This is a genomic window from uncultured Photobacterium sp., from assembly GCF_947039875.1.
Taxonomy (GTDB): Bacteria; Pseudomonadota; Gammaproteobacteria; order Enterobacterales; family Vibrionaceae; genus Photobacterium.
Genome location: NZ_CAMRAN010000007.1, coordinates 55498 through 67309, shown reverse-complemented (window position 1 = coordinate 67309; position 11812 = coordinate 55498). Strand labels below are relative to the sequence as shown.

The 11812-nt window shown below is 39.0% G+C and carries 10 protein-coding genes; 6 read left to right on the top strand and 4 right to left on the bottom strand.

All coding sequences use genetic code 11. The annotated features are described in order from the left end of the window. The first annotated feature begins 93 nt into the window (after window positions 1-93). Window positions 94-969 (top strand): D-hexose-6-phosphate mutarotase, encoded by an 876-nt coding sequence (locus Q0V26_RS04265; protein WP_297478380.1) that lies wholly within the window; start codon window positions 94-96, stop codon window positions 967-969. A gap of 48 nt (window positions 970-1017) precedes the next feature. On the opposite strand, the gene Q0V26_RS04260 is transcribed toward Q0V26_RS04265, so the two are convergent. Next, window positions 1018-1398: a VOC family protein gene (locus tag Q0V26_RS04260; protein WP_297478378.1), complete on the bottom strand. Its 381-nt coding sequence runs from the start codon at window positions 1396-1398 to the stop codon at window positions 1018-1020. Window positions 1399-1947: 549 nt separating this feature from the next. On the opposite strand from Q0V26_RS04260, the gene Q0V26_RS04255 reads away from it, so the two are divergent. From Q0V26_RS04255 to Q0V26_RS04245, 3 genes are all read left to right on the top strand, one after another. Further along, complete coding sequence (locus Q0V26_RS04255; protein ID WP_080157960.1) at window positions 1948-3882, top strand: PrkA family serine protein kinase; 1935 nt, start codon at window positions 1948-1950, stop codon at window positions 3880-3882. Between the two features lie 26 nt (window positions 3883-3908). Then, on the top strand, window positions 3909-5180 hold the full coding sequence (locus tag Q0V26_RS04250; protein WP_297478376.1) for a YeaH/YhbH family protein: 1272 nt from the start codon (window positions 3909-3911) through the stop codon (window positions 5178-5180). A gap of 106 nt (window positions 5181-5286) precedes the next feature. After that, the gene (locus Q0V26_RS04245) at window positions 5287-6816 is read left to right on the top strand and encodes a SpoVR family protein (RefSeq protein WP_297478374.1); all 1530 of its coding nucleotides are present in this window, start codon (window positions 5287-5289) and stop codon (window positions 6814-6816) included. An 82-nt stretch (window positions 6817-6898) separates the two neighbouring features. Here the strand turns inward: Q0V26_RS04245 and fadR are convergent, their stop codons facing one another. Then, window positions 6899-7750 (bottom strand): fatty acid metabolism transcriptional regulator FadR, encoded by an 852-nt coding sequence (fadR, locus tag Q0V26_RS04240; protein WP_080157963.1) that lies wholly within the window; start codon window positions 7748-7750, stop codon window positions 6899-6901. Between the two features lie 520 nt (window positions 7751-8270). Between fadR and nhaB the strand changes: the two genes are divergently transcribed. Both nhaB and dsbB read left to right on the top strand, forming a co-directional pair. After that, on the top strand, window positions 8271-9860 hold the full coding sequence (gene nhaB / locus Q0V26_RS04235; protein ID WP_297478371.1) for a Na(+)/H(+) antiporter NhaB: 1590 nt from the start codon (window positions 8271-8273) through the stop codon (window positions 9858-9860). A 141-nt stretch (window positions 9861-10001) separates the two neighbouring features. After that, window positions 10002-10514 carry a disulfide bond formation protein DsbB gene (dsbB, locus tag Q0V26_RS04230; protein WP_297478369.1) on the top strand — a complete coding sequence of 171 codons (513 nt, stop codon included), beginning with the start codon at window positions 10002-10004 and terminating at the stop codon, window positions 10512-10514. Between the two features lie 95 nt (window positions 10515-10609). Here the strand turns inward: dsbB and Q0V26_RS04225 are convergent, their stop codons facing one another. Together Q0V26_RS04225 and Q0V26_RS04220 are read right to left on the bottom strand one after the other, a co-directional pair. Continuing rightward, window positions 10610-11035, bottom strand: a complete 426-nt coding sequence (locus tag Q0V26_RS04225; protein WP_297478367.1) for a (deoxy)nucleoside triphosphate pyrophosphohydrolase — start codon at window positions 11033-11035, stop codon at window positions 10610-10612. Continuing rightward, a complete protein-coding gene (locus Q0V26_RS04220) occupies window positions 11035-11688 on the bottom strand; it encodes an SEC-C metal-binding domain-containing protein (RefSeq protein WP_297478365.1) in 654 nt (217 codons plus the stop codon). The genes Q0V26_RS04225 and Q0V26_RS04220 overlap by 1 nt, the downstream gene beginning before the upstream one ends. Window positions 11689-11812 lie beyond the last annotated feature (124 nt).

Sequence of the window (11812 nt, the reverse complement as noted above, 5' to 3'; positions counted from 1 at the left end):
AAAAATAAGTTTTCATTGTTTATGTTTTTACACTGAATACCGCCAAATCATAAGCAATGGGCGCTTTCGCCACTCAACATTAAGGAAAAGAAGATGGATTTACGTCAACTTTCGACAATTAATGCATTATCTGATGCTGTTACTGTATGCGAATACCAAGGTATAAAAATTATCCGCATTATTCACCCAATGGTAGAAGCGGGTATTTCTCTTCATGGCGGTCATTTATTATGGTTTAAACCAGTAGGTGAAAAAGATGTTATTTGGTTAAGTGATAATGCTGAATTTGATCTAACCAAAGCAGTTCGAGGCGGTATTCCGGTTTGTTGGCCATGGTTTGGTAAAGCCGCAGCACCTTCACATGGTTTTGCTCGTACGAGTGAATGGGTATTATCACAACACCGTGAAAATGAAAACGGCGTTATTGTTTCTTTAACCCTTGAAGATAATCAACAAACACATGAAATTTGGCCACATAAATTCCATAACCAAATCACATTTGAAATGAACGCCGAACTGAATGTGAGTTTAACATCAACCAATACAGACACTCAGCCTTGGTCATTTAGCGGTGCGCTACACACTTATTTCAATATCGCAAATATCAATGACATTTCAATTACAGGTATGGGTCATGACTATTTAGATAGCACCCAAGCGGGAAAAGTGTGTCGAGGTAGTGATGTATTAACATTCAATACAGAAACAGATCGTGTTTATACTCAGCCTCAACCAACAATTACAATTAATGACCAAGATAATCAACGTACTATTTTAGTAACGAATCAAGGTAATAATGCAGCAGTTATTTGGAATCCTTGGCAAGAGTTATCGATTAACATGGGTGACATGGCAAATAACAGTTTTGAAACCATGGTGTGTGTAGAATCAACGATTCATACTCCTACTATTGAACTACAGCCAGGACAAGCACATACATTATCAACACATATTGCTGTCCAGCGCTAGTTCATAATACTCTTCATCACTAGCAAGATTATGATCTTGCTAGTGATATTACGCCAACATAGTGCCATTAGATTCAATTAATACCCACCCATTACCATCAGGATCATTAAAGGTCGCAAATCGTCCTTCCATCATGGTAATAATGTCAGATAATGCCACTCCTCTACTACTAAGCTCTTGATGTGTAAATTGAATATCATGGGTTTGAACCACTAGACCTTGTACCCCACCAGCTTCCATTCCTGCAAAAGGTTTCACTAGACTGATCGTTGTTTCTGCCCCTTTTGGTACCAATTGCACCCATCGAGTTTGTTGGTTTTCAACATGATCCCTAATTAACTCAAATCCTAATACATCACGATAAAATTGCAGTGCTTGATTTTGATCTGTGACAGGAATTGATACCGTATCAACACGACAAATAGACATAATATCTCGCTCCATACTCTAAACACTAACATGACCACCCATATTGAGATTAAATCAGTCATTTTCCTTTTGTGTTAAAAAATAAGTATGCGCCCTTATATTCTTACAATTTATCATCCGATCTTAATGTTAAGACAGAGAAAAAATCACACTATGACAAAAAAACGCAATAAGACTGCCTTTAATACATAATCAAAACATTTACTTCATAACTAAATGCTTAATCAGTAATAAAAACCTATAAGCATATAAGCCACAGCATTTACATCCAACTGATAAACTCATCATTCGAAAGCATAAAAACAACAGATATACAATAACTTTACAGCCATTTAGCTTGCGAACCCCTTTAAACTAAAGGATAGTGATTGGTGTAGGTTATTTAATCAGCAATTTTATCCTATCAACTGTGAAAAAATTTATTCACCAATCAGTAATTCTGCAATACAAAATGATAAGTTCAGACTAGGCTTAAATAAGTAAGCAATGCAAAAACACTATGTTTTTCATTAATTACTCTTAAATATAAGAACGATTCGGGGGCATACTATGAGTATTTTTGACCACTATCGTCAGCGCTACGAAGAAGCTAAAGACGAAGAGCTTTCATTACAAGAATTCCTTGATATCTGTAAAGACGATCGTAGTTCTTACGTCAATGCAGCAGAGCGTCTTCTAATGGCTATTGGCGAGCCAGAAATGATCGACACCGCACAAGATCCACATCTTAGCCGTTTATTTTCCAACCGCGTAATATCACGTTATGACACCTTTAAAGATTTTTATGGCATGGAAGAAGCCATCGAACAAATTGTGTCTTACCTTAAACATGCGGCCCAAGGACTCGAAGAACGTAAACAAATCCTGTATTTACTAGGCCCTGTTGGTGGTGGTAAATCATCATTAGCTGAAAAACTTAAAAGTTTAATGCAAAAAGTGCCTATTTATATTCTTACCGCTAATGGTGAACGTAGCCCAGTTAACGATCATCCTTTCTGTTTATTTGATAAACAAGAAGATGGCGGATTACTAAAAGATGAATATGGTATTCCTGGCCGCTACCTTAATAGCATTATGTCGCCATGGGCAGCCAAACGACTACATGAATTTGGTGGTGATATCACTCAATTTAAAGTGATAAAAGTACGCCCTTCGATTCTTGATCAAGTCGGTATTGCTAAAACAGAACCGGGTGATGAAAACAACCAAGATATTTCATCATTAGTCGGTAAGGTTGATATTCGTCAACTTGAACATTTCTCTCAAGATGATCCAGATGCATACAGCTATTCCGGCGCCTTATGTAAAGCAAACCAAGGCTTAATGGAATTTGTTGAGATGTTTAAAGCACCATTAAAAGTGCTGCATCCATTATTAACAGCCACACAAGAAGGTAATTATAACGGCACAGAAGGACTATCAGCATTACCTTTTGATGGCATGATTTTAGCGCACTCTAACGAATCAGAGTGGCAAACATTCCGTAACAATAAGACTAACGAGGCCTTCCTCGATCGAGTATATATCGTTAAAGTTCCTTATTGTTTACGGGTTTCTGAAGAAATGCGTATTTACGAAAAACTATTGCAAAACAGTGAGCTATCTTCAGCACCATGTTCACCAAGTACCCTTGAAATTCTCGCGCGCTTCACCGTTCTATCACGTCTAAAAGAGCCTGAAAACTCAAGTGTATATTCAAAAATGCGTGTCTATGATGGTGAAACGCTTAAAGATACCGATCCAAAAGCAAAATCATACCAAGAGTATCGTGATTATGCGGGCGTTGACGAAGGCATGAATGGATTATCAACCCGTTTCGCCTTTAAGATTCTTTCACGTGTGTTTAACTTTGATCATGCTGAAGTGGCTGCAAACCCTGTGCACCTGTTCTATGTGCTTGAACAACAAATAGAGCGTGAACAATTCCCACAAGATATTGCAGAAAAATATCTTGAGCACCTCAAAGGCTTCTTAACGCCTAAATATGTTGAATTTATTGGCAAAGAAATTCAAACCGCCTATCTGGAGTCGTATTCAGAATATGGCCAAAACATCTTTGACCGTTATGTCAGTTATGCTGATTTTTGGATTCAAGATCAAGAGTATCGTGATCCCGATACTGGCCAATTATTTGACCGTTCTGCACTCAATAATGAACTCGAAAAAATTGAGAAACCAGCAGGTATCAGTAATCCAAAAGATTTTCGTAATGAAATTGTTAATTTTGTTCTTCGTGCTCGAGCCAATAATGCAGGTAAAAATCCAAATTGGACTAGCTATGAAAAACTACGCACTGTTATTGAGAAAAAGATGTTCTCTAATACAGAGGAGCTGTTACCGGTTATTTCCTTTAATGCGAAAACCTCAACAGACGAGCAGAAAAAACATGACGATTTTGTCGCTCGAATGATGGAGAAAGGCTATACCCGTAAACAAGTTCGCTTATTGTCTGAATGGTACTTACGCGTACGTAAGTCGTCGTAACCAACTAGACAACAAAGGGGGGAACTATGGCACACTTTATTGATCGAAGGCTCAACGGTAAAAATAAGAGTACCGTCAATCGCCAACGTTTTTTACGTCGTCATAAACAGCGAATCAAAGAGTCAATTGCTGATGCGGTTAATAAACGTTCGATTACTGATGTCGATAGTGGCGAGGATATTACCATCCCCTCTCGCGACATCAGCGAACCAACCTTTCACCAAGGCAAAGGTGGGCAACGCGAGATCGTCCACCCAGGTAATGACCAATTTAGCCCTGGTGATCGCATTGAACGACCACAAGGAGGTGGCGGCCAAGGCGGCGCGGGTGAAGGTCAAGCAAGTCCTGATGGCGATGGTCAAGATGATTTCGTTTTCCAAATTTCAAAAGACGAATACCTTGACCTATTGTTTGAAGATTTAGAATTACCTAACTTACAAAAAAATGCGATTAATCAGCTAGTCGAATGGAAAACCTTTCGTGCTGGGTATAAATCACAAGGCGTACCATCAAATATCGCTATTGTAAAATCATTGCAAAATTCACTCGCAAGACGAACCGCAATGACCGCAGGTAAGCGGCGTAAAGTACGTGAACTTGAACAAGCGCTTGAGTTACTGTTTACAACCGAACCTGCTCAACCTTTTGAAGAAGAACGGATTAAACAGGAAATTACAGCACTGCGGGAAAAAATTAATCGTACACCGTTTATTGATACATTTGACCTACGGTATAAAAACTATGAACGTCGCCCACAACCATCAAGCCAAGCAGTTATGTTTTGCTTAATGGATGTATCCGGCTCAATGGATCAGGCGACAAAAGATATTGCTAAGCGGTTCTATATATTACTGTATTTATTTTTAAACCGTACTTACAAAAATGTTGAAGTGGTGTTTATTCGTCACCACACTCAAGCAAAAGAAGTGGATGAGCATGAGTTTTTCTACTCTCAAGAAACAGGTGGCACGATAGTATCAAGTGCATTGAAAATGATGCATGACATCGTTAAACAACGCTATCGTCCTGAAGAGTGGAATATTTATGCGGCACAAGCATCTGATGGCGATAATTGGGCTGATGATTCCCCAGGTTGTCGTGAATTGCTCGATAAACACATACTTCCAGTAACACGTTATTACTCATACATAGAAATCACTCGTCGAGCACATCAAACATTATGGCGAGAGTATGAAACGTTACACAGCAGCCATGAGAATTTTGCAATGCAAAATATTAAAACTGTTGAAGATATTTTCCCCGTATTTAGGGAATTATTTAAAAAACAAGTCAGTTAAATTAACGCTACTCCATGATACTAACCATAATCGGCACAGCATGAACCTTGTGCCGATTTATACCAACTTATCAGTATCGAGTGGACAAACATGGAGAGATTGAGTGATGGCAATAATGACAACAACAAAACCACTCAGTGATGGACCAGATTGGACTTTTGATTTGCTTGAACAATATCACGTTGAAATTAAACGTGTAGCTGCACACTATCGCCTTGATACTTACCCAAATCAAATTGAAGTTATCACTGCCGAACAAATGATGGATGCCTATTCCAGTATCGGTATGCCTATCAACTACCACCACTGGTCATTTGGTAAGCGTTTTATTGAAACTGAGCGAGGCTACAAACATGGCCAGATGGGCTTAGCCTATGAGATCGTAATTAATTCCGATCCTTGTATCGCTTATCTGATGGAAGAGAACACCATTACTATGCAAGCCCTCGTAATGGCACATGCATGTTATGGGCACAACTCGTTCTTTAAAGGCAATTATCTTTTTAAAACATGGACTGACGCCAGTTCTATCATTGATTATCTGTTATTTGCCCGTAAATACATCACAGAATGTGAAGAAAAATATGGGGTTGATGATGTAGAGAAACTGCTCGATTCATGTCATGCCTTAATGAATTATGGCGTTGATCGCTACAAGCGCCCTCAAAAAATATCACTAGTTGAAGAAACTGCACGCCAGAAAGCCCGTGAAGATTATTTGCAATCTCAAGTCAATTCATTATGGCGCACCATTCCCCAACACCAAACCAAAGAAACCATATTAGAAGAAGAACGTTTTCCATCAGAACCACAAGAAAACATTCTCTATTTCTTTGAAAAACACGCACCACTACTGGAACCATGGCAACGAGAATTAGTGCGTATAGTACGTAAAGTTAGCCAATATTTTTATCCTCAAAAACAAACCCAAGTCATGAACGAAGGCTGGGCAACATTTTGGCATTATTCAATTCTAAACCACCTCTATGATGAAGGATTGGTAACAGATCGATTCATCATGGAATTTTTGCATAGTCATACCAATGTGGTCGCACAACCTGAATACAACAGCCCTTATTACAATGGCATAAACCCTTACGCGTTAGGGTTTGCAATGTTCCAAGATATTCGTCGTATGTGTGAACATCCAACCGAAGAAGATAAATATTGGTTTCCTGATATTGCGGGGTCAAATTGGCTCGATACTCTCCATTTTGCAATGGAAAACTTCAAAGATGAAAGCTTTATAAGCCAGTTTTTATCGCCAAAATTAATGCGTGATTTTAAGCTTTTCGCTGTCGATGATGATGACCGCCACAACTATGTTGAAATCAGCGCGATTCATAACGAAGAAGGTTATCGCGCCATTCGAGAAAAATTATCGTCCCAATATAACCTCAGCAATAATGAGCCTAACTTACAAGTTTGGAATGTGGCACTACGGGGGGATCGTTCATTAACATTACGTTATATTCCACACAACCGAATACCGTTAGCAGACAGTCATGCCGAAGTAATAAAACACCTGCATCGACTATGGGGGTTTAGAGTAACTCTCGAAGAGGAATTACCTGATGGCCGAGGTAAAATCATTGCAACCTGCCCGGCTAACACTCAATACAATACAAATATATAACCATTAGCTCAGTTGCAATATAAAAAAGGGGAACCAACATAACGTTGATTCCCCCATTTTAATTCTTTAAGAGCAGTAACTATTACTGCTCTTCTTCATATAAATATTTAGAGATTTTGACACGATGGGTATACCAAATCGCCCCACTTTCTCGGCCATATTTTTTAATACGATCAGCAACTAACTCAGGTTGATGACCATCACAGTATGATTGCAAATCACTGTAGAAATTAAGCGCCAATTGACATGCTTCTGGATTCATAAAGTAATAACCGCCAACGCGAGTATAAATTTTACGTAATCCATTAATTGTCAGCACATATAGCGTATTACCTGATTTCCCAGCCATTCCTTGGAATAAACGGTAATCATAGTAATTAAAAGCACGAGCTCGACAAACTTCCTCACATAACTGAGGATCATTTTTACCGTATTTATCAACGATCTTCTTTACTTCTTGCAGTAAATCTAATCGATCATCACTATTTTCAATAAACTCAGCAAAACTTTCAGCCGCAAGTAATCGTTGACATGATTCAATCACGTGTTGAATTAATTCACTTGAATTTTCTGGATTACCTTTGACAGCATAACGCATAAAAACACTACTGATATCCGTACGAGCCGCTAATAAATCAGCTAATACTCGTTGAACATCCTGTCCATCTAATGTAATTAACGTATCTAAAATGCTTAAACCAGAGGTCTCCATGTAATTATTTACACGGGTAGGTTTACCATGTTGAATAGTTAGCCAACCATCTCGAGCCAAACGTTGTAATACTTCACGCAGCGTTGTTCGAGTTACGCCAATCAGTTCTGAAAGTTCACGTTCAGCAGGAAGAATAGAGCCCTGAGGAAAGTGATTATTCCAGATACTTTCAATAATGTATTTCTCAGCAAACGTCGCTGGGCTATCTGCCTTAATAACCATCTAAGTTCAATCCAATTCGCTTCTTGCTTATATTATTTATTAACACTCATCATACCACTAGTTGTTCAATAGCTGAAATCTAGTACACAAGTCTGACATAGCGCAGATAGATATGTACAAAAATAAACCACCTATACATCTAAAGACTACTTTAGTTGCATTATTTTATCAGCTGACGATATTTTGCCTTTAAGATTCTGTATATTGTACCTCTAATGTCTTAGGTATCACCCTCAGTTTGTGATGAAAATGTCATAATAATTTTACATAGTTATGTCTGCGATTGACTAATTAATTTCGATCGGTAAAGTTATCATTAACAATCTGGGAGCAAATGGACGCAGCTACCTGCTTTAAGTTAAATATCATCATCGGTTATTTATGGTGTTTATCTTAAAGAACTTATCACTGCTAAAAATTTTTGGCATGACGCCATCAATTCTCTGTTGATTAGTGCTCGCGGGCGGCTTTTGGACCATTTCGTACCTTTAAATTTGCACTAATAATAAGAGATTCAAACATGGCTATATCGCTAGGGAATGCCTTCATAAAGAACTTTTTAGGTAAGGCGCCTGACTGGTACAAGATTGCAATTATTTCTTTTCTTATCATTAATCCACTGGTTTTCTTTCTCGTTGATCCTTTTGTTGCTGGTTGGTTATTAGTGGTGGAATTTATTTTCACTTTAGCAATGGCGCTTAAATGTTACCCGCTTCAACCTGGTGGTTTACTCGCTATTGAAGCTGTCGCTATCGGCATGACCAGCGCCGAACAAGTAAAGCATGAGCTTGTCGCAAATATCGAAGTATTATTACTGCTTGTCTTTATGGTTGCTGGCATCTACTTCATGAAGCAACTATTACTGTTTATTTTTACCAAAATATTGATCAACATAAAATCAAAGATATTGCTTTCGCTTGCGTTTTGTATCATGGCGGCATTCTTATCAGCCTTCCTTGATGCATTAACCGTTATTGCCGTCGTTATCAGTGTAACGGTTGGCTTCTACAGCATTTATCATAAAGTAGCTTCAGGACAAGATCCTAATGTAAATCATGATCATACCGATGATGATCATGTTCAAGAACTGAGCCGTGATGACTTAGAAAACTACCGTGCTTTTTTACGTAGCTTACTCATGCATGCGGGTGTAGGTACTGCGCTTGGCGGTGTAATGACCATGGTTGGTGAGCCACAAAACTTAATAATTGCCGATCAAGCAGGTTGGCTATTTGGTGAGTTCATTATTCGTATGTCTCCCGTTTCGATCCCAGTACTCATTTGTGGTCTTTTTACCTGTGTACTAATTGAGAAATTCAAAATTTGTGGCTACGGCGCAAAATTACCTGAAAATGTTCGTACTATTTTGGTTGATTTCGACAACGAAGAACGTAAACGTCGCACTAACCTTGATTACGCTAAATTTATCGTCCAAGGTATTATTGCTGTTTGGCTGATTGTGGGTCTAGCTATGCACTTAGCCGCGGTGGGATTAATCGGCTTAACAGTCATTATCTTGGCAACTGCATTTACCGGCATAACTGAAGAACATGCATTAGGAAAGGCGTTTGAAGAAGCATTACCTTTTACCGCATTACTCGCAGTATTTTTCTCCGTCGTTGCCGTCATCATTGATCAACAATTATTTACGCCAATTATCGGTTGGGTGTTAAGCCTAGAAGGTAGCTCGCAATTAACCATGTTCTATATTGCCAATGGTGTCTTATCGATGGTATCGGATAATGTATTTGTCGGTACGGTATACATTAATGAAGTGAAAGCAGCATTACTTCATGGTGTCATCGATCGTAATCAATTTGATATGTTAGCCGTTGCTATTAATACTGGTACTAATTTACCGTCAGTAGCAACACCTAATGGTCAAGCAGCCTTCTTATTTGTTCTAACATCTGCTCTTGCGCCACTGATTCGTCTTTCTTACGGGCGTATGGTGTATATGGCTTTACCTTATACAATCGTCTTAACTTTTGTTGGTTTAGCCGGTATTGAATTATTATTAGTCCCGATGACTGATTGGTTCTATAGCATGAATTGGTTAACACAAGGCACAGTAGATGCTGCGGCATTAATTCCTGCGGTAGGTCATTAAAAGAACACAATCGACTTAATGACGATTTACTTATCTGTAGAGCTATGATTGAATAACGCTCAGTAATAAGTGCCATTTATCATTTCAAGGCCCTGATGTTCAGGGCTTTGTTTTATTCAGTTAGTCATTAGAGTATCCAGAATGAAAGTGCTTAATTCTTTTTCAAAAACACGTTTAGCTTGGTTGTTATTACTACTATCCATTATTTTCTTTGAAGGTTCCGCACTCTTTTTCGAACATGTCATGAAACTCGCACCATGCGTTATGTGTGTTTATGAACGTGTTGCAATGATGGGGATTGGTATTGCCGCTCTAATTGGTTTACTGGCTCCTAAAAATGGCCTATTACGCTGGTTAGGATTAGCTGGCTGGGGATTTAGTGCTTACCGTGGTCTTGAATTAGCCTATCAACATGTAGGATTTCAATTTAACCCATCACCCTTTGCTACTTGTGATTTATTTGTCCAATTTCCTTCATGGGCACCACTTAACCATTGGGTTCCATGGATGTTTGAAGCCTATGGTGATTGTGCCAAAGTGGTATGGACCTTCCTTGATCTTTCAATGCCACAATGGTTAGTGATCATTTTTGCTGCCAACCTTATGGTTTGGACCGTGATGGTTATTGCACAATTTTTTGGTAACAAGCGCTAAGCTATTACAGCTGCATAAAAAACGAATATAAAAAAAGCGAAGCACAATGCTTCGCTTTTTTTATGCGCCACTATAACTATAGTAGCAACGTGTACTTAGCTAATATCGCTATCTCTTGAAGCTATATACTGTTGTAACGCGGCAATAATAGGATAATCAGCAGCACAAAACTGATAATCCGCTAATTGTCGTAATGAAACCCACGCTATTTTTTGATGGCTATTGAGCATAATATCCCCTTGCTGCCAATGGGATAAATAACCTTTAAGCTCAACGACTTTATCACCATAATCAAACACACTATCAGCAAGCCACATTCCCGTTGTAGTCGTTATCGACAGCTCTTCAGACAGTTCTCGTTCAAGGGCTTGTCTTGGGGGTTCACCTTGCTCAACTTTGCCACCAGGAAATTCCCACAGCCCCCCCTGACTCGCATCATCAAACCGCTGAGCAATGAAATAATAACCCTGCTTTTCAATTACCCCTGCAACAACAATGACATGTGGCTTTGCTATTGTCATTACAGCGTTTTACCACAACATTGTTTAAATTTCTTGCCACTTTCACATGGACAAGGATCGTTACGTCCAATACCTTTAAATGGATTAATTGCTTGAGCACCAGAACCTATTTGCAATTGATCCGCCGCCATCATCACTTCGGTTAGCATTAAGGGTAACTGTGTATATAACTCACTGGCTGCTGGCATACCAGTAACACCCGCTTGTTCCATTTGCGCCAATGTTGCCGCTTCATCCACCAGTAACATTAAGGTGGTTAATAGTGCTGACAACATGCGCATGGTGCCATCAGAAACGGTTTGCTGTTGCCAATTAGGCTCAATAAATACCCATACAGCCAAAAATCCTTGCGCAAACTCACGTAACGCATTTTGATTACTGCCATCTTGCTGCCAAATCAAATTCGTTGGTAATTGGTATTCACCCGCTTTAACCTTACGATATTGCATTTCAAAATGACTAAGAATTGGCATTTTATCGGCGTCATCAACCATGACAACCGCAGCTTCATCACCACCGCCATTGATTAAAACTGGCAGCCATACTTCCGGCTCCATTGGCTTTGGGTTAGCATTCGCTGCAAATAAAGCACCTTCAATAAAAGCCGCAGACATACCTTGCCAATGTGATGGTAACGTCATTAATGTATTCATTCGATGTCCTACAGGTTAATTCTTTTGATTCACTTTACCGCTATTATACGTCGAATATGCATGGCAATAGCCATAACGACACCATTAATCGCCGTTAATCACTAAAATTTGATAAAGTTAAAAG

Coding starts and splice junctions, on each gene's coding strand:
- Q0V26_RS04255 (WP_080157960.1), top strand. CDS start 1,948: ATGAGTATTTTTGACCACTATCGTCAGCGCTACGAAGAAGCTAAAGAC.
- nhaB (WP_297478371.1), top strand. CDS start 8,271: ATGGCTATATCGCTAGGGAATGCCTTCATAAAGAACTTTTTAGGTAAG.
- Q0V26_RS04250 (WP_297478376.1), top strand. CDS start 3,909: ATGGCACACTTTATTGATCGAAGGCTCAACGGTAAAAATAAGAGTACC.
- Q0V26_RS04260 (WP_297478378.1), bottom strand. CDS start 1,398: ATGTCTATTTGTCGTGTTGATACGGTATCAATTCCTGTCACAGATCAA.
- Q0V26_RS04220 (WP_297478365.1), bottom strand. CDS start 11,688: ATGAATACATTAATGACGTTACCATCACATTGGCAAGGTATGTCTGCG.
- Q0V26_RS04245 (WP_297478374.1), top strand. CDS start 5,287: ATGGCAATAATGACAACAACAAAACCACTCAGTGATGGACCAGATTGG.
- fadR (WP_080157963.1), bottom strand. CDS start 7,750: ATGGTTATTAAGGCAGATAGCCCAGCGACGTTTGCTGAGAAATACATT.
- dsbB (WP_297478369.1), top strand. CDS start 10,002: ATGAAAGTGCTTAATTCTTTTTCAAAAACACGTTTAGCTTGGTTGTTA.
- Q0V26_RS04225 (WP_297478367.1), bottom strand. CDS start 11,035: ATGACAATAGCAAAGCCACATGTCATTGTTGTTGCAGGGGTAATTGAA.
- Q0V26_RS04265 (WP_297478380.1), top strand. CDS start 94: ATGGATTTACGTCAACTTTCGACAATTAATGCATTATCTGATGCTGTT.